The sequence below is a fragment of the Winogradskyella sp. HB-48 genome, assembly GCF_049942685.1.
Lineage (GTDB): Bacteria > Bacteroidota > Bacteroidia > Flavobacteriales > Flavobacteriaceae > Winogradskyella.
The window spans coordinates 768125-789969 of record NZ_CP187934.1 but is presented as its reverse complement, the minus strand read 5'-3'; the positions used below and the strand labels follow the sequence as shown (position 1 = coordinate 789969).

Here is a 21845-nt window from a genome sequence, read left to right as displayed (position 1 = left end):
TTATGAGATTAAAAAAGTTTTGTTTAGTAGCATTTACAGTTTTAGCAGCAAATTTTAGTTTTGCTCAAGAAGGTGTTCCAATTTATTCAGATTATTTAACAGATAATTATTATTTAATACATCCTTCAATGGCAGGTGTTGCTAATTGTGCTAAGGTTAGATTAACAGCAAGACAGCAATGGTTTGGAGTAGATGATGCCCCTAGCTTACAAACATTAAGTATTAATGGTAGAGTTGGAGATACACCTGTAGGTATTGGGGGAATTTTATTCAATGATTCTAATGGTTATCATTCTACATTGGGCGGATATGCTTCTTTTGCATACCATTTGATGTTCTCTAGAAATGAAATAGATCTTAATATGTTATCTTTTGGTATTAATGCTGGTTTTTTACAATACAAAGTAGATGCGAGTGATTGGCTAGGTCCTGGAGACGAATTTGATCCACTAGCAACAAGTGGAACAGCAACCAATTTTAATATTGACGCTGGTTTTTCTTATCACTTCTTAGATTTTTATGCACATTTTACGGCAAAAAATATTTTAGAAAATGATGGAATAAACTGGAATCGTAATGGTGATCAATGGGAATTTAGAAATTTAAGAACTTATCTGTTTTCTACTGGTTATACGTTTAGCAAGTTTGGAAGTGACTGGAGTTATGAACCTTCTATTATGTATATGTACAGAGATGCAACAGAAGAGTCTTCAATAGATATTAATGCTAAGGTTTACCGAGAAATGGATTTTGGTAAAATTTGGGGTGGATTATCTTACAGACGAAGCTTAGATGGTGCAGAGTTTTTAGATGGTTCTGGAGTGAGTAGTCAAAAATTACAATATTTTACGCCTTTTATTGGTGTAGATTATAATAATTTTGTATTTGCTTACACATATTCTTACCAAGCAAATACGGTGAATTTTAATACAGGCGGTTTTCATCAAATAACTTTAGGTTACAACTTTAATTGTAAGAGAGAGAAGTTTGAGTGTAATTGTCCTGCAATTAACTAAAACAAAAAAGGCTCGGTTTTTTAATCGAGCCTTTTTTTTATATGCTATTCCCAGACATAGTTTTTGTTTTTAGCTTGGGTTTTTATGGCATTAACCATTGCATTTTCTAATCCATTATTTTTATCATCCGATTTTTTAGCGATGTATGTTTTACGTTTTATATTAAGTTCGGCAATTTCTTTTTGAAGCTTTTCGCGCTCGACTCTTTTCTTTTCTACATAAGATTTTATTTCATCTTTAGATTTTCCTTTTAATTCTTCAGGTAATTGCTTTTCTTCTAAATCTTCATAAGAAAAATTAGCTTCCTTTTCTGCATCAACTAAATCCCAAGAACTGTTTTTATAAAGTCTGGAGCTTTTACTCACAGTTCTGCTTACAGCATTAGCTTTGTCATAACTCATGGCATTTTCATCTTGCTGTGCCTGCATTTCCATTTTTTGTCTTCCTAAATAGCCATAAGCAACATAGGTTTTGTTAAGCTTTTCGTTAAGCTCTAATATTTTATCATCATAAGGCGAGGCAATATGAACAGTAGCTTTGTTATGGTTAATAGCCATGTAATCACCATGTGTAAGATCCGCGCCATCTTTCCAAAAACCAGAAATACCTTGATTATAGTCACCACAAAAAATAGTGTTAACAGTAACATCTTTTTGATGTGCAAGTTTAGAGGCTTCTTTATAACTAACTGTGCCTTGGGTATAGGGCTCATTTCCTGCTATAAAAATTAATTTCAAGTCCTCTTTCTTATCTCCCCAATTAAGTTGATCTAAAGCTGTTTTAACCACTTTACCGCAGTACTCATTACCTCCTTTTGTGGTTAAAGAGAAAAGGGATTTTGAAATTTCATCTAAATCATCACTAAAAGAAAGTACTTGTCTTAGGTAACCTTCATCAGCATTCAGGTTGTCGTTACCATACTCGTAAAGCGCAATTTTAAGATTAGGGTTTTGCTCTTCGCATTTAGCATAAGAAAGTTCATTTACAATTTCCCATAATTGTGCCTTAGCTTGGTCAATTAGACCATCCATACTATTACTAGTGTCTAGTAATAATGCTACTTTAATTTCAGGTTTATCAGTTTTTAAATTTGTTTCAATCACTGTTTGATTGATGGCAATCTCTTGCTGATTTTGTTTTGTGTTTGCATTGCATGAAGTAAGGGATAATATTCCCATGATTACAGCAAATGGTTTTGTTATTGCTTTCATAGTTATTATTTTTTTGTGTTTAATTCTTTTACATCTATAGTGCCATTAGGCGAAATCACATAATACTTATGTTCTATTTCTGTTTTGGTAATTGGTTGTTGCTTTTGTTCTTTAGGCTTTGGTGTATAAAACAATTTTATATTCATACCTATTTGCACAACTGGCTCTAATATTGAAGGATTGACAACAATATCATATTGTTCGTAGGTAAGCGGTTGATAATAATAAGACGTTTGCTTTTTTACACTGGTAACACCTTTGTTTGTCTTTAAGGCTTCAAAAGAAACACTGTTGTAGGCTTGGTAACTTTGGTAGAAATCCTTTGGAAAATAACAGTACTTATCATCTGCAATTTTAACATCATAATTAGCCATGTCAAAGCCCAATGTTGAGTAGTAGGTTTTTTTATCTACTATGAGTTTCAATAATTGATCTTGAAGATTTTTATAAACCTCCTGAATGTTTTCAATAAAATAATCAACCTTAACTAAGTTATAAACTTCACTCTTGGCACAAGCTTCCAAAATGCCTTCAAATTGATTCGTTTTAGTAAATTGAATATGAATGTTTTGCTGCAATTCAAACCCTTTTGGTACTTCAGTATAAGTTTTGCTAAATAGCTTTTTTGTGACCTCTACTTCGTATACAGGTACAAAAGAAATAACATCAATAGCAAAATCTTTTTCAGCAATTCCAAGAGTATTTAATCTGCTTTTAATATTGTCTATACGCTCTTTCATAAGAGCACTAGTAGATTCTGCGGTTTCGCCTATTTGAGATAGGTTGAAAACAGCTGTGTAAGTTGTTGCACTTACATTTTGTAATGCTTTTACATCAATAGTGAGCACATCACTCGGATGAAGCGTTTTGTTGATTTGGTGTTGAACCGTTGGGTTGTAAATGTTGGCATTTCCTGAAGTTAAAATGTTTTGCCTAGAAATGTCTTGTGTAATTTGATTGTAGTTTCCTTTGTGCTGTGCCATCATAAAGTTTGCACAAATAAGAAGTAGTAATGATGCTAGATTAATTTTTTTCATTTTGAGTTCATATTTTGATTAATGATTTGTAAAACTCTGCTGAAAAAAGTGGATAAAAAATCTACAATGAGTAAAATAGACCAGTTAATGAGTGAGGTAAAATCTTAAATGAGTGAAGCGTTACTTTTTTCTAATTGAAAGACTGTAAAATTGAAGTTACCATTTTTTGATACCAAATAAAGTATGTAAGTTAGTCCTGTTAATATCTTGTTTTGATAAAAATCAGTCATACATATAGCCTCATATTTTTCTTCCTAATTACGCTTTTGAGTTTTGGGCAAAACAATAATACCCAACAAAAAAGTGACGAAGCCTTTTTTACAGTGAGAGGCTCTGTTTATTTAAAGGATACTAGAGAACCAATAGATAATGTGAGTATACAAGTAAATGATGGTAGATATACGCGTACAGACATCTTTGGAAAATTTGTAGTTAAGGCAAGAGTTGGTGATGAACTGACTGTAATGCACGATGATTTTGATACTGTACGTTATACAATTTTAAGTGACGAACGTATTACTATTTTGGTTGAAGATCAAGATAGGTCTCCTTATAGAAGTGGTCGAGCAGATGATGATGTTAGGCGATTTAATCAAATGATAGATTCGGCTGATGCTTATTTAAAGAAAGATGCCGCAAAGAGTATAAAGTTTGTAGGAGATGCATTAAACTATAATGTGTCATTAATACAAAGCGCTGAAGCGCATGAGCTTTTAGGTGATGTCTATGTTTATTGGAAACAATATGATCTTGCCATTTCAGCTTATAAAGTAAGTCTTCAGAATTTTGCAACGTCATCAACTAAACTCAAATTAGCTGAAGCCTACACTCAAAATGAGGACTATCAAAAAAGTATAGACACCTATAAGAGTCTAAATGAAAAAGACTTGTCTAATTACCAAAAGACAGTTTTATATGAAGGACTTGGCAATGCGTATTTAAAATTAAAAAACACACAGCAGGCCATAACCGCTTATGAAAAGGGATTGGAGTTAGCGAAACAGCACCTCATAGCACCAAAGATCACAGATCTAAACTCAAAAATTGCAGAGGCCTACAATGTAAAAGGAGAAGTTGAAAAGGCTAAGGGTTTTTATAGTAACTCGCTCAAGTTAGCGAAGAAAGAAAATAAAAAGCGAGCGGTAGAAGAGCAAGTGAAGGTTGCAGAATTTAATAACCTGAACCAAGAATATGAAAGTGAAATCGAGTTGAGAAAAGGGGTAATACAGACATTAGACGATATTGAAAAAGATTCTGTGTTACCAAACGAAAGTCCCTTAACGCCACAAAAGCAAAATTACAAATTAGGTAACGCTTATTTATTAAATAACGATTTAGAAAACGCCATCCCGTCTTTTAAAAGGAGTATAGAAGAAGCCGACAAAAAAGAAGACTTAGATGTAAAAAAAGATGCAACCAGAAAACTTTCAGAAGCACTAATTGATGCCGGCAATGCAGAGGAAGGACTAAAATGGCTAAATGAATATAAGAATACTGTAGATGAGTTGTATGCCAAGAAAGTGCAAGAGATTTCGCAGGCAGCACGTTTTAGTAGAAATATAGCCGAGCAGCAAAATAGAATTACATCATTAGAAAGCGATAGAGCCTTATCCAAAAGTAAATACGATCTTACCCAAGAGCGTAACAAGCGGCAACAACTCATTATTTACTCACTGATCGGAGGGCTAGTGTTGCTTTTGGTTACAGGATTTTTTATGTATAAGTACATAAAACAACAGCGCTTGGCTAACAATCTTTTGGCCTTAAAGTCGCTACGAAGCCAAATGAACCCACACTTTATATTTAATGCCCTAAACTCGGTGAATAGTTTTATAGCAACCAATGATGAGCGAACAGCAAATAAATACTTATCCGATTTTTCACAATTAATGCGTTCGGTTTTAGAGAATAGTGAAGAAGATTTTATTCCATTAAAAAAGGAAATCGAATTACTTCAGTTATACACCAAATTAGAACATTTTAGGTTTCAAGATAAGTTTGAGTATTCTATAAATGTTGATGAAACTATAAATGTTGAAGAATTTGAAATTCCACCAATGCTACTACAGCCGTATATTGAAAATGCAGTATGGCATGGTTTGCGTTATAAAAATGAAAAAGGGCACCTCAAAATTGCTATTCAACCAAAGTCTCAAGATGAAATTACCATTACTATTGCAGATGATGGTATTGGTAGAACGCGTTCGAAACAGATGAAAACCGAGAATCAGAAAAAGCAGAATTCTAAAGGGATGAATAACATTAAGAAACGTGTGGCCATCTTAAACGAAATGTATAAAGATAAGGTCGATGTAATGATTGACGATTTTCAAGCCTCGGAAGATACAGGCACCAAAGTTATTGTGACCATAAAAAAAGACTAGTATGAAACTAAATGCTATAATAGTTGAGGACGAAGAAACCAGTAGAGCTATTCTACGAAATTATCTTACCAAATATTGCCCAAATATTTCAATTGTGGGCGAAGCTTCTAATGTAGAGGAGGCTTTAGTGCTGATTAGAAATAACGATTTAGATGTGGTCTTTTTGGATGTAGAAATGCCATTTGGTAATGCGTTTGATTTATTAGATAAAGTTGGTCATATAGATTTTGAAACCATTTTTGTTACAGCTTATAATCATTATGCTATTGAAGCCTTAAATGCGCATGCATCCTACTACTTAATGAAACCTATTTCTATTGATGAGCTCATTAAAGCTGTAGATTATGTTACTGAAATAAAAGCTAAGGAAGACGCTTTACAAGACCAGGTTTTGGTGCCTAAAACTAATGCTGTAAACGGAAAAATCACCATACCACAGCAAGATGGTTTTGAGGTTTTGGAAACTGCGGATATTCTATACTGTAAAGCCGATGATAATTACACGGAAATCTATCTAAACAATAACAAGAAAAAGCTGGTAAGCAAAACCTTAAAATACATTGAAGATAGCCTTAAGGATGGTAATTTCGCAAGAGTCCATAAGAGCTATTTAGTTAATGTAAATGAAGTAGTGAAGTACGTTAAAGGCAAGGGTGGTAGTGTTGTTTTAAGCAATGGAAAAGAAATTATGGTGTCAGCATCTAAAAAGTCTGAATTATTGGCTTACTTTAAGTAATGACTTCTAAAAACATAAAAAAGCCATGGTCAACCAAAGCGGTCATGCAGCAGATATACGAGAGGCATTTTTGGGGAGGAAAAGATTCTGATTTTTACTCTGGTGAAGGCTCTCACAACCCTAAAATTATACAACCATACATTGATGCTGTAACTCGTTTTCTAAAATCACATAATAGCCAACTCACAGTTTGCGATTTGGGTTGTGGCGATTTTAATGTTGGTAAAGCCCTCGTTCCGTTTACCAAGAAATATATTGCCATAGACATTGTAGAAGCGTTAATCAAAAGAAATAAACGTTTATTTAAAGCAGATCATTTAACCTTCAAATGCCTGGATATAGCTCAAGATGATTTGCCAACGACATATTGTGTAATTATCAGACAGGTTTTTCAGCATTTGTCTAATCAAGAAATTCAACAAATCTTAGATAAACTTACAGATTACAAATATCTTATTTTAACAGAGCACATTCCTATTGGTAATTTTATACCAAACGTAGATATTATTGCCAATAGTCAAAACAGATTAAAGCATCACAGTGGTGTGGATATCTTGGCCGAGCCTTTTAATTTAAAAGTAAAAGAATTTAAGGTTGTCAATGAGGTTATTTTAGATGATAATAGCCGAATTACGACAACCTTATTTACGTTGTAAGATTATAATATTAGATCCTGAAACGAGTTCAGGATGATAGAAATCAAGTATTTATTTCATTTAATAACCACAAATAATCTTCTCTGTTTTTTACAAAATCCTTTTCGGAAATATCAATGATTTTAACGTTCAGCTCGGTTTGGTTTCTTAAAAAATTTAGGTAGCCAGAGTTGATTTTTTCAAGGTAGTCGTCTTGTATGTCGCTCTCGTATTTGCGGCCACGTTTTTTTATATTGGCTTGTAAACGTTCCGTATTTTGGTAGAGATAAACATACAAATCTGGTCTAGCTATGTCCTTGTAGACTTGATAAAATAACTTTCGGTATAATATAAATTCATCCTCAGCCAGTGTGACTTTAGAAAATATAAGTGATTTATGTACATCGTAATCGCTCACCATAAAATCTTTGAAGAGGTCTAGTTGAGATAAATCGTCACTAATTTGTTGGTAACGATCTGCCAAAAAAGACATTTCTAAAGTAAAAGCGTAGCGTTCGGGTTCTTTATAAAATTTTGGTAAAAACGGATTATCAGCAAAGCGTTCTAAAATTAATTTAGCATTAAAGTCCTGCGCTATTTTATTAGCCAAACTCGTTTTTCCAGCACCAATATTCCCTTCAATGGCTATGAAGTTATAGTTGCCAAAATCAAAATTCTTCTTAGGGTTTTTAAGCCAAATTTTAATGGCTTCAATTTCAGACCCGTCCTCGCAATGTTCCAAAAGCTCCTTAATGCTTTGATTAAGAATAGGGTGTGTCATGTCTTTGGCAATGTCAAAAAGGGGTTGCAATACAAACTTGCGCTTGTGTAAGTTGGGATGCGGAATAACTAAAGCCGAGTCCTCTAAGATTTCATCTCCATAAAATAAAATATCCAAATCAATCTCACGAGATTCGTAAGTATCAGACTTTTTGGTACTTCTGCCCAATTCAAATTCAATTTGCTTAAGCGTTTTTAGAAGTTTCTTAGGTTTTAATTCGGTTTCAACCCTAATACAAGCGTTGTAAAAATTATCACCTTCAAAGCCTAAAGCAGGTGTTTCGTAAACTTTAGAAATTTTATCAACTGTTCCAATTTTTTCGAAAATAGCATCAATGGCATCTTGCAAATACTGCAATTTATTGCCTTTGTTGCTACCTAATGCTATGTAAACAGTATTGGTTGGTGTCATAGAGAGTTCAAAATAACTAAAACAATTTTTAATAGATTATCTTTACAGCAACAATTTATTAACCATTTTAAATGTCATTAAAAGACAAGCTTTTAGCCCAACGCATCTATCTCTTATTAGGAAGTCTTTTTATAACCTCATTAGTGGTGTCTAACCTTATTTTTCAGAAGTTTTTCTATTGGTATCCAGTGGATGTTGAAGTTTTCGGTAATAAGTTGTTTGAAATTTCTGTTGGTATTTTGCCATATCCCATTACGTTTTTAATCACGGATTTGATTAGTGAGATTTATGGAAAGAAGCGCGCTAATGATGTAGTTGTTGCGGGTATTTTTGCATCTTTGTTTTCGGTAGGAATTATTTTGGTGGCCGATAGTGTGCCAGCATTAGATAACTCACCATTAAATGATGAAACCTTTAAGTTTGTGTTCAGCAAAACCATAATTGCCGTTGGCTCTAGTATGTTTGCTTATTTGTTTGCTCAGTTTATTGATATTAGAATTTATCATTTCTGGAAAAACTTAACCAAAGGAAAACACCTTTGGTTGCGAAATAATTTTTCTACCTGGATTTCCCAGTTTGTAGATACATTATCCATTATAAGTTTGCTATGCTATTTTGAGGTTTTGCCTTGGTCGAGCTTTAAAGGGCTATTGATAAGTGGGTTTTTATTCAAAGTGTTAGTAGCGTTTTGTGATACACCATTTTTATATCTAGGTGTGCATTTATTTAGAAGACGATTCAAGCTTAAGGTTAACCAAGAAATTGATTTAACCTAACTGTTATTAAATCATTAAAGTCTTGCTAAAGTTTCTTAAAAGCGCAACTATTCTCCGCAACTTTGCGTATAATAAGTAAAAGCTATTATAACCATGAAGAAAGTCTTAAAGATTGTTGGAATTATTTTGCTCATTTGTATTGCTATTCTTGTTGCAATACCTTTTGTTTTAGAGTCTAAAATAGATGCTATTGTTCAAAATTATGCCAAAGAGAATTTAGATGCAGATCTGAGTTTTGATGATGTTAACTTAAGTCTTATCTCTAGTTTTCCTAATGCAGAAATTAATGTAGAGAATCTAAAAATTACCAATAGAGCACCATTTAAGGATGAAACTTTAGCTACAGCAAAGGCTTTATCTTTTGAAATGCCTATTGGCGAACTGTTTAAAGGAACAGAAGAACCTTTAAAGGTGAATGAAATCATTGCAGATGAATTGCTACTTACATTAAAAACCAATAAGAACGGAACCACAAATTATGATATCGTAAAACAAGATGAAGCCACTACAACTTCAAAAACTGATGAGCAATCTTCAGGATTTAGCTTCGATATTCAGAATTACGAAGTAAAAAATAGTGCTTTCACGTATATAGATGAAGAGTCTAATACAAGCTTTTATGCCACAGAAGTAAACCACAATGGTAAAGGGATTTTCTCAGGTGAAAAATCTGAATTAGATACCAAAACAGAGGCTAAAATTAGCATGTCTGTTGATAGTACAATGTACTTAAGCAATAACATTGTAAAGTTGGATGCATTAATCGGCTTAGATTTAGAACAAAACAAATATACCTTCAAGGAAAATAAAGGCTTCATTAATGCATTGCCTTTAGAATTTGAAGGCTTTGTGCAGTTAGTGGAAGATGGGCAGCAAATAGATATAACCTTTAAAAATCCTGAATCTTCATTCAAAGATTTTCTGGCAGTAATACCAGAAGCCTATGCAAAGAATATTGAAAACGTGAATACTACTGGAAACTTTACTGTTAGTGGTATTATTAAAGGCTTAATTTCCGAAGAAACTATACCGACTTTAGACATAAATATGCGTTCAGACAATGCGTCATTTAAATATCCAGACTTACCTAAAAGCGTCACTAATATTATGATAAACGCCTCGGTAAAAAACACTACTGGAAATGCCGATGACACCTATGTTGACTTAAATCAGTTGGATTTTAAGATAGATGAAGATGTTTTTAAATCTGAAGCTCATATAAAAAACCTAACAGGCAATATGTTGGTCAATGCCAATTTAGATGGAGTTTTAAATCTTGCCAATATTACCAAAGCATATCCTGTTCAATTTGAAAATCAATTGAGTGGTATTTTAAAAGGAAAACTCAATACATCTTTTGATATGGATGCTATTGAAACCAACGCATACCAGCGTATTAAAAATAACGGAAGTGTTTCCATAACGGATTTTATATTCTCTTCCGAAAATATTGTAAATCCTATTCAAATCAATAAAGCAGATTTAACTTTTAATACAGGTAATGTTAGCCTTAATAGTTTTAATGCACAGACAGGCAAAAGTGATTTTTCAGCAACAGGAACCATTAACAACCTTCTTGGATTTTTGTTGAGTGATAATAAACTACAAGGTAACTTTAATGTGAGCTCTAATACGTTTGCTGTTACAGACTTTATGGTTGAAGACGAATCTGCTACTCAAACTTCAAACAAAACAACATCTAGTTCAGAATCTTTAAAGATTCCAGACTTTTTAGATTGTACCATTACTGCAAATGCTAAAACGGTTATTTATGACAATCTAAATCTGAAGAACGTTAAAGGCCAATTACGAATTAAAGACCAAAACGCCAATTTAAGCAATATGACTTCAGACTTGTTTAATGGTCAACTTGGTCTATCTGGAAACGTTAATACCACAGAGGCAAAACCAAAGTTTGATATGCAGTTGGCAATACAGCAGTTTGATATTTCGCAATCCTTTAAAGATTTGGAAATGCTTCAGGCTTTGGCTCCAATAGCAAAAGTTGTTCAAGGGAAATTAAATTCTACCATAGATATTAAAGGTGTTTTAGATGAGAATTTCTCGCCAGATTTAGCTACAATTTCTGGGAATGCATTAGCAGAAATATTGACGTCTAATATCGATGTAAGCAAAAGTCCTTTGTTGTCTGGATTAGAAAGTAAGCTGGATTTTATTGATTTTAATCAGCTTCAAAAAGATATAAAAACCAAATTAAGTTTTGAAAAGGGACAGGTTAGTGTAAAGCCATTCACTCTAAAATATAAAGATATACCAATAGAGGTTTCAGGTTCGCATAGTTTTTCAAACACAATGAATTACAGTGCAGTATTGCAGGTGCCTGCAAAATATTTAGGAAGTGATGTTAACCGATTAATAGGTCAAATTAATGATTCTGAAGTGAATCAGATTTCAATTCCTGTAATGGCAAATATTGGTGGTACGTTTTCAAGTCCATCAATCTCAACGGACTTAACAAGTGGAGTTTCCAGTCTAACCAAGCAGTTGGTAGAAATCCAAAAGCAAAAATTGATTGGTAAGGGTAAAGATAAAATCCATGATCTTTTAGGAAATGTTTTAGGCGGAAATAATAATAATTCAAAAACAGACTCTACAAATGTTAAAATAGATAGTACCAAGAAAGATCCTAAAGATGCCATTAAAGAAGGTGTTGGAAATGTTTTAGGTGGAATTCTAAATGGGAAAAAGAAGAAAACCGATAAAAAGGCACAAGACTCTATAAAAAAGAACTGATTTAGAGTAAAAGTTATCCTTATTTGGTTGGTTTCTGTTAATTATTCCTCAAATACTTGTTTATCTAAATTATTTGATTATAATATAGGTTCACAAAATTTTTAAAAACTACATGAGGCAACTTAAGATTACCAAGCAGGTAACTAACAGAGAAGACAAATCACTAGACAAATATCTACAAGACATTAGTAAAATTCCTTTGATTACTGCAGATGAAGAAGTAGAATTAGCGCAGCGTATTAAAAAGGGAGATCAAGAGGCTTTAGATAAACTTACTACAGCTAACTTAAGATTTGTGGTTTCGGTAGCAAAGCAATATCAAAATCAAGGATTAAAACTTCCAGATTTAATAAATGAAGGTAATGCAGGTTTAGTGAAAGCTGCAAAACGTTTTGATGAAACAAGAGGTTTTAAATTTATATCTTATGCCGTTTGGTGGATAAGACAAGCCATTTTACAAGCCCTGGCAGAACAATCTCGAATTGTACGTTTGCCATTAAATAAGATTGGCACAATAAACAAGATTAATAAAACGTATTCTCATTTAGAACAGATTCATCAGCGACCACCAAATGCTGAAGAAATTGCAAGAGAATTGGATATTAGTACTCGAGAGGTAAAACAATCCATGAAAAATTCTGGACGACATCTATCTATGGATGCGCCACTTAAAGAAGGTGAAACTTTTAGTCTTTATGATGTTGTGAGTGAGAGTGAATCTCCAAGACCGGATAAAGATTTGATGCAAGCATCTTTAAATACCGAAATAGAGCGTGCGTTGGATACATTGACTCAAAAGGAAAGCGATGTTATTCGTCTTAACTTTGGTATTGGTAACCAACCACCAATGACGTTAGAAGAAATAGGAAGTATTTATGATCTTACTAGAGAACGTGTAAGACAAATTAGAGAAAAAGGAATTAGAAGATTGCGTCATGCAAGTAAGAGTAAAATCTTAAAGACATACTTAGGATAATACAATAGCTTATAGTTGTCTAATAATGGTGTATAAACATAGACATGTAAAAATCTCAATTATTGAGAAAAATAATTTTTTATTTTCAAATAGTTAGCCTATATTTGCCGACCATTTGAAAGAATCAGATAATAAAAACTAGCGATAGATGATTAAAATAGAAATCAAAGAAGGAGAGAATATAGAAAGAGCTCTTAAGCGTTATAAGCGTAAACACAGAAATGTACAGATTATGCAAAACTTAAGAGATTCTCGTTATTTCACTAAGCCATCTGTTGAAAGAAGAAGAGTTATACAGAAAGCACAGTATATACAAAGACTAAGAGACGCAGAAAATATCTAGATCTCTAGCTTTTTGTTTTTAAAATATAAAAAGAGCAACAATAATTTGTTGCTCTTTTTTCGTTGTATATAGTCATAGACTATCTAAATTTTTCGTTTTCTGCTCTAACTTCTATTGGTTCAATTGGGAAATCTTCATAAAAATGCTCAAAAGTTTTGCTTGTTGAGTAGTTGTCTGTTAACACTTTATATACCATAATTACAACTAGAATTTGCCCAATAACGGTAAGATAAAATACCCAATTAAAAGGGAAATTCATGGCACACATTATAGTTATTGTTATTAAGAGTAAGGTTGTAATTGCAACGTAAAGTAATGGTGATTGCTTCATCTTCTTTTTATTTAAATTTAATAATTAGAATCTAAACAAAATAATATTTAACGCAATCCTAACACTCTGTTTTACAAAACATTTAGGTCAACCACAAGACCTTCATTGGCTCTGACATTAAATACAGTATCATCCTCAAAAATTAGATATTGGCCTTTAATGCCAACCAATTTGCCTGAGTAAGTAACTTGTTTTTCAATATTGAGGCTTTGAGGTTTTTCAGGATAATGTTCCACTGGAAAATTGAGATGGGTTTCAGAATTGTTTTCTATGAAGTAATCTTTAACTTCATCAGGAATGTACGCCTTCAAACGCTGTCTCCATTCAATAAGATCTTCATCTGCATTATCGTTTCTAAGCATTTTTCTCCAATTGGTTTTATCTGCAACATGATCTTTTAATGCAACCTCGGTGATGCCAGCTAGATAACGATTTGGAACTTCAACAATCTCAATGGCTTCATGTGCACCTTGGTCTATCCAACGCGTGGGTACTTGGCTTTTTCTTGTAACTCCAACTTTTACATTGCTAGAGTTTGCTAAGTAAACAATATGAGGTTGTAGTTGCACTTGTTTTTCGTATTCTAAGTCTCTATCCTCTTTACCTAGATGAGCTGTGCTCAACTCAGGTCGCATAATCCATTCTCCAGCAACAGGTTTTTCAAAAAAGCAACTTTTACAAAAGCCTTGTCTATAAATAGGTTTGTCTAACCCACAGCTTAAGCATTGATGCCCAATATGTTTCATTTCAATAGTCTTGTTAATAAGTTGATTCATGTGAATAAAATCATTCTTAAACACCAAATAATATTGAATTGGCTCTAAAAATTCAGTCTGCATTTTAGTGAGAACACCTGTATAAATCATAAAAGAAATTTATTAAATTTAGCTTTTGGATTTTTCAAGATATTAAATCTGAAAATAAACTTGTAATAGCCTAATGCCGTTCAGCGGCTAAAGATAACCAATCAATGCCAATTCCTATTGTAAATTCTATTGCTTCGTGGTTTTTAAAAAAACGATTTCACCAAATAGATTTGTTTTTAAAATATCCTAATGAGGTACAGAACGAACTACTTTTTAGCTTACTTAAATTTGCAAAGGATACGGAAATAGGTAAACAATACGATTTTGCTTCAATAAAAACCTACAAAGAATTTAATGAGCGTTTGCCTGTAGTTAGTTATGAAGATGTGCAGCCTTTGATTGAGCGCTCTCGTAATGGCGAACAGAACATTTTTTGGCCTAGACCAATAAAGTGGTTTGCAAAATCTAGTGGAACGACAAATTCTAAAAGTAAATTCATTCCTGTAAGTACGGAATCTTTAGAAGATTGTCATTATGCAGCGAGCAAAGATTTGTTGTGTATGTATCTTAACAATAATGAAAACGCACAATTATTTACTGGAAAGAGTTTAAGATTGGGAGGAAGTAAAGAGCTTTACAAAGAAAATGGGACTGTTTTTGGGGATTTGAGTGCTATTCTTATAGATAATATGCCTTTCTGGGCTGAGTTTAGTAGTACTCCGAGTAGCAAAGTTTCACTAATGAGCGAATGGGAATCTAAAATGCAGGCTATTGTAGAGGAAACCATACAAGAAAACGTGACGAGTTTAGCAGGTGTGCCATCATGGATGTTAGTGCTGCTAAATAACGTATTGGACAAAACAGGAAAAGACAATCTTTTTGATATTTGGCCAAATCTTGAAGTTTACTTTCACGGAGGTGTAAGTTTTAATCCTTATATAGAACAGTATAGAGCCATATTGCCCAAGAAGGAATTTAAGTATTATGAAATTTATAATGCTTCTGAAGGCTTCTTTGCCATACAAGATCAGAACTATTCGGGCGATTTATTGCTGATGCTAGATTATGGTATTTTCTATGAGTTCATTCCTATGGACACTTATGGTACTAAAGATCAAAAAGTCATTCCGCTAAGTGATGTAGAATTAGGAAAAAATTATGCTGTTGTCATTACCACCAACGCTGGTCTTTGGCGCTATAAAATAGGAGATACCATCCGATTTGTGAGTTTAAAACCTCATAGGATTAAAGTTTCTGGTAGAACCAAACATCATATTAATGTTTTTGGCGAAGAGCTTATTATTGAAAATGCTGAAGATGCTCTTAAAAAGGTTTGTAAAAGAACTGCTGCAGAAATTGTAGATTATACTGCTGCACCAATATTTATGAAGGGAAAAGAAAAAGGTGCACACGAGTGGATTATAGAATTTAAAACACCACCTAAAAACATGTCTTATTTTGAAGAGCTTTTCGATAATGCATTAAAAGCTCTCAACTCAGATTATGAAGCTAAACGCTATAATAATATGACATTGAATAAGCCAAAAATACATTGTGCAAGAACCAACCTTTTCTATGATTGGTTAAAGGAAAATGATAAACTTGGTGGCCAGCACAAAGTACCTCGTTTATCAAATTCTAGAGATTATATTGAAGAACTACTGCGATTAAATAAATAAGAATAGAATTGTAATTACCATTTATCGTTAGAATCATCATGTAAATTTCATACAACGAAATTTAAAATGACTTTAACCCAAAAAGGATACTAGCTTAAAAGTTGATACTATATTAGCAATAAATAAATGTGCTATTAATTACCCTAACTATTATATAACATATTGTCAGCAATATTTATTAATCAATCCTAACAATAAAAAGACCACAATTTTCAGAATTGTGGTTTCTTTTTTTATTATCCTTTCTTTATAATTAAGAAGCAGCTTTTAACTTCTTTAAAGTAGATTTACTTAGTCTGTCTTCCGCATAGGCCTTGGTGACATTCAGTTTTGTTTCATCAGAACCAGGTAAATCAAACATGACTTCTGTTAATATTTCCTCACAAAGTGAACGTAAACCACCAAGTTATTACATAAATGTTAAAATTATGCAAATACGTATATCTACGCATAAAAGGGCACAAACCAATCCCTAACTTTATGAATAATAAAAACCAAATCTAATTATTATGAAAAAGATACTCTTATCATTATTCATCTTATCACTCTTAAGCACCACAAGCTGCAACAACGACGATGACAACGGCTCTAATGACCCAATAGACCAACTGCCACCGCCAACACAGACTGGTGAGAATACTATAGGTTACTTATTTAATGGAATTCCTGTATCAATTACTAACTCAAGTGAGATAGGTGCTTTTTATCAACAACTTCAATTACAAATTGGTGCTGATTTTGATGATGACAATGAAAGTTTATCCATAAGCTTATTGGCTAACGGCCCATTGATTATCGATACTGAATACTCACTTATAAACAATTCATTTGTTGTCTATTGGGGTGACTCCGTAAATTGTTTCTATGATATAGATGATACCTATCAAGGCTCAATGATTATTACATATTTCGATGATATTAACTATATAATCTCAGGAACATTTGAATTTTCTACGGTTACAGATGATTGCGAAATAATAAACATAACAGAAGGACGATTTGACGTTCAATATGCACCATAACATTTTTTAATTACTAATCTTAAAACAATTATTTATGAAAAAACTCTTAGTTTTAGGAAGCTGCTTTTAACTTCTTTAAAGTAGATTTACTTAATCTATCTTCGGCATAGGCCTTGGTGACGTTTAGTTTTGTTTCATCAGAACCAGGTAAGTCAAACATGGCTTCTGTTAATATTTCCTCACAAAGCGAACGTAAACCACGAGCACCGAGTTTATACTCTATAGCTTTCTCTACAATATAATCCAAAGCTCCTTCGGTGATTGTAAAATCAACATCATCCATAGCAAACAATTTTTTGTATTGTTTGATAATTGCATTTTTAGGTTCGGTTAAGATGGCTCTAAGTGTATTGGCATCTAATGGGTCCATGTGAGTTAATACTGGCAAACGACCAATAATTTCTGGTATCAATCCAAAGTCTTTTAAGTCTTTTGGTATGATGTATTGAAGAATATTGTCATCATCAACATTATCGTCTTTTATAGAACTATAGCCAATAGCTTGCATGTTTAGTCGTTTGGTGATTACACGCTCAATACCATCAAATGCACCACCAGCAATGAATAAAATATGCTCTGTATTAACTTCGATAAACTTTTGGTCAGGATGCTTACGACCACCTTTTGGTGGTACATTGACGACAGTTCCTTCTAATAATTTCAGAAGTGCTTGTTGTACGCCTTCACCAGACACATCTCTTGTTATAGAAGGATTATCACTCTTACGTGCAATTTTATCAATCTCATCTATAAATACAATACCTCGCTGGGCTTTTTCAAGGTTATAATCTGCAGCCTGTAACAAACGTGTTAATATGCTTTCAACATCTTCTCCTACATATCCAGCTTCGGTTAAAACAGTTGCATCAACGATTGCCAAAGGTACGTTCAACATACGCGCAATGGTTTTTGCCATTAAAGTTTTACCTGTACCTGTTTGACCAACCATAATGATATTGCTTTTTTGGATTTCAATATCATCATCAGAAGGTGTTTGCAGTAAACGCTTATAGTGGTTGTATACAGCAACAGACATAACACGTTTAGTGTATTCTTGCCCAATAATATATTCGTCTAAAAATGCCTTTATCTCTTTCGGCTTTCTTAGCATCAACTCTGAACTAAGTTCTGAGTTGCCAGATTGTTTGGATTCTTCAACGACAATACCATATGCTTGCTCAATACATCGGTCACAAATGTGTGCATCAAGCCCAGCAATCAATAAATTGGTTTCTGACTTTTTCCTACCACAAAATGAGCATTCTAATTCTTCTTTTGCCATAATTTAAGTTCTTATTTAGGGAGTTTTAGTTGCAAAGGAATATTGGATTACTTACGCTCTAAAACTTCATCAATCATTCCATACTCTAACGCCTCACTAGATCGCATCCAGTAATCTCTATCAGAGTCTTTTTCAACTTGATCGTATGGTTTACCAGAGTGTGTAGAGATAATATTATAAAGCTCTTCTTTCACTTTTATTGTTTCGCGTACTGCAATTTCCATATCGGATACTTGTCCTTGCGTACCACTCATTGGTTGGTGTATCATAACACGAGAATGTTTTAGAGCAGAGCGTTTTCCTTTTTGACCTGCGCATAATAATACAGCTGCCATAGATGCTGCTATACCTGTACAAATGGTTGCAACATCTGGTTTTACAAACTGCATCGTATCATAGATTCCTAGACCTGCATATACCGAGCCACCAGGTGAATTAATATATATTTGAATATCTTTTGATGCGTCCGTACTTTGTAAGAATAGTAATTGTGCTTGGATAATGTTAGCCACCTGATCGTTAACACCTGTACCTAGAAAAATAATACGATCCATCATCAAGCGAGAAAATACATCCATTGCAATAGCATTCAACTGGCGTTCTTCTATAATGTTTGGGGTTAAATTAGTAGGATACATACTGGTAATTATCTTTTCGTAGTAATTACTATTTATCCCTCGATCTTTTATAGCGAACTTTTCAAATTCTTTTCCGTAATTCATTTATTTTCAATTTGATTTTTGATTAAAAAAAAAGCGTAAAACTATTCAGTTCTACGCCTTAAAGATACTAATTTATTCAATAACCTTAACTGTAGAATTCTTTAACAAAATCATCATAAGTGATTTCTTTTGTTTTAAGATTTGCTTCGGTTTTATATAGGTTTAATAATTTTTGGCTCATTAACTGCTCAGATAAACGCTTTACTTCATCTTGGTTAGACATAATACGAGCCGCAATATCTTCTAATTCTTTTTCAGAAGGATTCAATTGCCCAAATTGAGCCATTTGCCCTTTAATCATATCCATAGCATAGGTTTTCAATTCTTCAAACTGTACCTGTAGATTATGGTCAGTAATCAATTTACCTTCTATAAGTTGGTAACGCATGCTTTTCTCGGACTTTTCGTATTCTTCTTTAGCTTGCTCTTCTGTCATTGGCTCTTCACCAGCAGTTTGCATCCATTTTTGAAGAAACTCAGCAGGTAAATCAAACGTTGTACTTTCTAATAAATATTCGGTAACGTCGTTTAATAATTTTTGATCTCCCTGTTGTTTAAACTGCTTCTCAGAATCTTCCTTTATTTTTTGTTTCAGCTCGGTAACTGAAGTTACTACTTTAGGACCAAATAACTTGTCGAATAATTCTTGGTCTAAATCCGCAAGCTCTCTCTGGTTAATTTCAGAGATTTCAAAATTTACTTTTATGTCTAGTCCATGGGCATCATCGTGAGATACTTTAAGGAACGTCATTAAATCATGATCATCATCAAATAGACCTTTAGTCTCTAGCTCAATAATATCACCAACTTTAGCACCGATAAGTTTCTTAGGGTTAGTTTTTCCTTTTAGTTTGTCTAAAGTAATTGTAGTAACATTTTCTATGCCTTCTTCTTCATTAGTGAATTTTCCAGTAATTTCAGAATCTTTAGTCACTTCAGTTTGTGATACCAACTTACCATATTGTTTCTGGATATGCTTCACTTGGTTATCAATCATCTTGTCATCTGCAATGATTTGATAATGTGTAATTGCCTTTTTCCCTTTTAATTTTACATCAAATTCAGGTGCTAAACCTAATTCAAACTCAAAAGAAAAAGCATCAGAATCCCAATCTAGATTATCTTGCGGCTTTGGTAAAGGGTTGCCTAAAACATCTAATTTTTCTTCAACTAAGTACTTGCCAATGGCATCTTGAAGTAATTTATTAACTTCATCGACTAACACAGCTTTACCATATTGTTTCTTAACTAGGCTCATAGGAACATGGCCTTTTCTAAATCCAGGAATGTTAGCAGACTTACGGTAATCTGATAAAATCTTTTCAACTTTATCGCTGTAATCTTCTTTAGCGATATCTACTTTTACAACTGCATTTAATGCGTCGATGTTTTCTCTTGTAATATTCATTATGAATTAGTAACTAAAATTGGGCTGCAAAAATACAATATTTTTAACAACCCTACAACAGTTTAAACAATTGGTTTTTAGTCGGTTTTTTGCTCTTTGAAGATGCTATATAAAATAGACTGAAGGATAGACAACAAAATGCTAAATAGAATGGCTGTCCAAAAACTGTTAACAGCAAATCCGTCTACTAATTTATCGGCCAAAAGAATAATTAAAGCATTTATGACTAATAAGAATAATCCCAATGTTAAAATGGTTACTGGTAATGTAAAAATCACCAGAATAGGCTTAACGAATACGTTGAGGATTGCCAAAACAATAGCAACTATTATGGCGCCAACGTACCCATCTACAGTAACACCATTTAGGAGGTGAGCCAAAATAAATACAGCTAAGGCGTTTAATAGGAGTTTAATTATCAAATTCATGATTAATAGGTTTTTATTCTACTACAAATATTATTGGTATTGAAAATGGTATGGTTACAGGTTCACCCCTTTGTTCTCCTGGTTTAACTGTAGGTAATAGATTTATTACCCTAATGGCTTCTTCGACCAAGCCAGGATGATATGCTCTAGCTTTCGCATCAGTAACTTTTCCTTCTTTATCGATTTTAAAATTTAAAATAATTCGTTGCCTGCCGTAAAGACCTAATCTACTGGCTAAAGTAGTATTAAATTTTGCGCCTATGAACTTAGAAACGCCTTCATTTATGCACTTTTTACGAGCTCTATTGCCAAACACTTCTTCACAACCGGGATATACAGGTACTTTTTCTATAACACCATCTGGCACCTTAGTTGTTTCAAGATTTAAAATAGAAGGGTCATCTTTTATTTTAATTTTTTCAACCTTCTTGCCATTTTCATCATATCGAATCCATATATCTGAAAATTCATCATTATTGTAATAGCCCTTCCAAACAAGCGTTTGGTTTTCATCATAACGCATTTCTATACCTTGTTTTTTTTCTTTTAAAATTGTGCCTTCAACCTTTAATTTTCCATTACTGTAAAATTGTTCATATGGGCCATTTCTATATCCATCTTCATAAGTTACTATCCATTCTAACTTTCCATCTTCATTGTATAATTTCCATTTACCAGCCAATTCATCTTCAAAATAATTAGCTTCAACCTCAATGCTCCCATTTTCATAGAAACCCTTATAATAGCCAGAAGTTAGCTGTCTTTCATATTCTAATTCACCGCTTTCATAATAACCATATACAATAAAGTCTTCATCAACTTTTACGACCTTTTTACTCACAACGCCAGTATCATAAAAATTAGTCTCTTCTTTATTTAACTCACCATCGGTATAACTGTAAATACGTGAAACCTGTCCATTTTTGTGATATTGTTTCCACTCACCAACTCTTTCGTCATTTTTATATTGGCCTTCAACAAATAATTCTCCAGTATCATAAAAGTTTTGATAAGGGCCATCTGGTTTATCTTGAGCTAATAAAAATTGAATTGAGAATAAATAAACGATTAGTATAATTGTTTGCCTCATATTTGAAAATAATCTTT

The 21845-nt window shown here is 33.0% G+C and carries 20 protein-coding genes and 1 pseudogene; 10 read left to right on the top strand and 11 right to left on the bottom strand.

Going from position 1 to position 21845, the window contains the following annotated elements:
- Positions 1–2: 2 nt before the first annotated feature.
- Positions 3–1016: a PorP/SprF family type IX secretion system membrane protein gene (locus tag ACPX19_RS03645; RefSeq protein WP_426431546.1), complete on the top strand. Its 1014-nt coding sequence runs from the start codon at positions 3–5 to the stop codon at positions 1014–1016.
- Between the two features lie 44 nt (positions 1017–1060).
- Here ACPX19_RS03645 and ACPX19_RS03640 read toward each other — a convergent pair whose 3' ends face one another.
- Positions 1061–2227, bottom strand: coding sequence for a vWA domain-containing protein (locus ACPX19_RS03640; RefSeq protein WP_426431544.1), 1167 nt, complete (start codon positions 2225–2227; stop codon positions 1061–1063).
- 5 nt (positions 2228–2232) lie between these two features.
- Complete coding sequence (locus ACPX19_RS03635) at positions 2233–3264, bottom strand: SIMPL domain-containing protein (RefSeq protein WP_426431543.1); 1032 nt, start codon at positions 3262–3264, stop codon at positions 2233–2235.
- Positions 3265–3476: 212 nt separating this feature from the next.
- Between ACPX19_RS03635 and ACPX19_RS03630 the strand changes: the two genes are divergently transcribed.
- Genes ACPX19_RS03630 through ACPX19_RS03620 form a run of 3 tightly spaced genes read left to right on the top strand, consistent with a single transcriptional unit; the run spans position 3477 to position 7040 of the window.
- Positions 3477–5648 carry a histidine kinase gene (locus ACPX19_RS03630; RefSeq protein ID WP_426431542.1) on the top strand — a complete coding sequence of 724 codons (2172 nt, stop codon included), beginning with the start codon at positions 3477–3479 and terminating at the stop codon, positions 5646–5648.
- A gap of 1 nt (position 5649) precedes the next feature.
- A complete protein-coding gene (locus ACPX19_RS03625; RefSeq protein ID WP_426431541.1) occupies positions 5650–6384 on the top strand; it encodes a LytR/AlgR family response regulator transcription factor in 735 nt (244 codons plus the stop codon).
- A 44-nt stretch (positions 6385–6428) separates the two neighbouring features.
- On the top strand, positions 6429–7040 hold the full coding sequence (locus tag ACPX19_RS03620; RefSeq protein ID WP_426431540.1) for a class I SAM-dependent methyltransferase: 612 nt from the start codon (positions 6429–6431) through the stop codon (positions 7038–7040).
- Positions 7041–7083: 43 nt separating this feature from the next.
- Here the strand turns inward: ACPX19_RS03620 and folK are convergent, their stop codons facing one another.
- Positions 7084–8211, bottom strand: coding sequence for a 2-amino-4-hydroxy-6-hydroxymethyldihydropteridine diphosphokinase (folK, locus tag ACPX19_RS03615; protein WP_426431539.1), 1128 nt, complete (start codon positions 8209–8211; stop codon positions 7084–7086).
- A gap of 71 nt (positions 8212–8282) precedes the next feature.
- On the opposite strand from folK, the gene ACPX19_RS03610 reads away from it, so the two are divergent.
- The 4 genes from ACPX19_RS03610 to rpsU all read left to right on the top strand — a co-directional run bounded on the left by ACPX19_RS03610 (position 8283) and on the right by rpsU (position 13060).
- On the top strand, positions 8283–8987 hold the full coding sequence (locus ACPX19_RS03610) for a queuosine precursor transporter (RefSeq protein WP_426431537.1): 705 nt from the start codon (positions 8283–8285) through the stop codon (positions 8985–8987).
- 93 nt (positions 8988–9080) lie between these two features.
- Positions 9081–11741: an AsmA-like C-terminal region-containing protein gene (locus ACPX19_RS03605; RefSeq protein ID WP_426431536.1), complete on the top strand. Its 2661-nt coding sequence runs from the start codon at positions 9081–9083 to the stop codon at positions 11739–11741.
- Positions 11742–11853: 112 nt separating this feature from the next.
- On the top strand, positions 11854–12717 hold the full coding sequence (locus tag ACPX19_RS03600) for a sigma-70 family RNA polymerase sigma factor (RefSeq protein ID WP_426431534.1): 864 nt from the start codon (positions 11854–11856) through the stop codon (positions 12715–12717).
- Positions 12718–12865: 148 nt separating this feature from the next.
- Positions 12866–13060, top strand: a complete 195-nt coding sequence (gene rpsU, locus ACPX19_RS03595; RefSeq protein WP_426431533.1) for a 30S ribosomal protein S21 — start codon at positions 12866–12868, stop codon at positions 13058–13060.
- A gap of 79 nt (positions 13061–13139) precedes the next feature.
- On the opposite strand, the gene ACPX19_RS03590 is transcribed toward rpsU, so the two are convergent.
- Both ACPX19_RS03590 and ACPX19_RS03585 read right to left on the bottom strand, forming a co-directional pair.
- Positions 13140–13391, bottom strand: a complete 252-nt coding sequence (locus tag ACPX19_RS03590) for a hypothetical protein (RefSeq protein WP_426431532.1) — start codon at positions 13389–13391, stop codon at positions 13140–13142.
- Positions 13392–13462: 71 nt separating this feature from the next.
- Entirely contained in the window at positions 13463–14257 is a 795-nt protein-coding gene (locus ACPX19_RS03585; RefSeq protein WP_426431530.1) for a DUF2797 domain-containing protein, read from the bottom strand.
- Positions 14258–14361: 104 nt separating this feature from the next.
- On the opposite strand from ACPX19_RS03585, the gene ACPX19_RS03580 reads away from it, so the two are divergent.
- The gene (locus ACPX19_RS03580) at positions 14362–15876 is read left to right on the top strand and encodes a GH3 auxin-responsive promoter family protein (RefSeq protein ID WP_426431529.1); all 1515 of its coding nucleotides are present in this window, start codon (positions 14362–14364) and stop codon (positions 15874–15876) included.
- A gap of 253 nt (positions 15877–16129) precedes the next feature.
- On the opposite strand, the pseudogene ACPX19_RS03575 reads toward ACPX19_RS03580, so the two are convergent.
- Positions 16130–16276: pseudogene (locus ACPX19_RS03575) on the bottom strand (ATP-dependent Clp protease ATP-binding subunit ClpX); the annotation flags it as partial.
- 109 nt (positions 16277–16385) lie between these two features.
- On the opposite strand from ACPX19_RS03575, the gene ACPX19_RS03570 reads away from it, so the two are divergent.
- Positions 16386–16898 (top strand): hypothetical protein, encoded by a 513-nt coding sequence (locus ACPX19_RS03570; protein WP_426431528.1) that lies wholly within the window; start codon positions 16386–16388, stop codon positions 16896–16898.
- Between the two features lie 52 nt (positions 16899–16950).
- Here the strand turns inward: ACPX19_RS03570 and clpX are convergent, their stop codons facing one another.
- The 5 genes from clpX to ACPX19_RS03545 form a co-directional block, all read right to left on the bottom strand.
- Positions 16951–18180: an ATP-dependent Clp protease ATP-binding subunit ClpX gene (gene clpX / locus ACPX19_RS03565; protein ID WP_426431527.1), complete on the bottom strand. Its 1230-nt coding sequence runs from the start codon at positions 18178–18180 to the stop codon at positions 16951–16953.
- Positions 18181–18227: 47 nt separating this feature from the next.
- A complete protein-coding gene (clpP, locus tag ACPX19_RS03560; protein WP_426431525.1) occupies positions 18228–18902 on the bottom strand; it encodes an ATP-dependent Clp endopeptidase proteolytic subunit ClpP in 675 nt (224 codons plus the stop codon).
- Between the two features lie 85 nt (positions 18903–18987).
- On the bottom strand, positions 18988–20310 hold the full coding sequence (tig, locus tag ACPX19_RS03555) for a trigger factor (RefSeq protein ID WP_426431524.1): 1323 nt from the start codon (positions 20308–20310) through the stop codon (positions 18988–18990).
- 77 nt (positions 20311–20387) lie between these two features.
- Positions 20388–20738: a phage holin family protein gene (locus ACPX19_RS03550; RefSeq protein ID WP_320555756.1), complete on the bottom strand. Its 351-nt coding sequence runs from the start codon at positions 20736–20738 to the stop codon at positions 20388–20390.
- 13 nt (positions 20739–20751) lie between these two features.
- Positions 20752–21828: an energy transducer TonB gene (locus ACPX19_RS03545; protein WP_426431523.1), complete on the bottom strand. Its 1077-nt coding sequence runs from the start codon at positions 21826–21828 to the stop codon at positions 20752–20754.
- Positions 21829–21845: the final 17 nt, after the last annotated feature.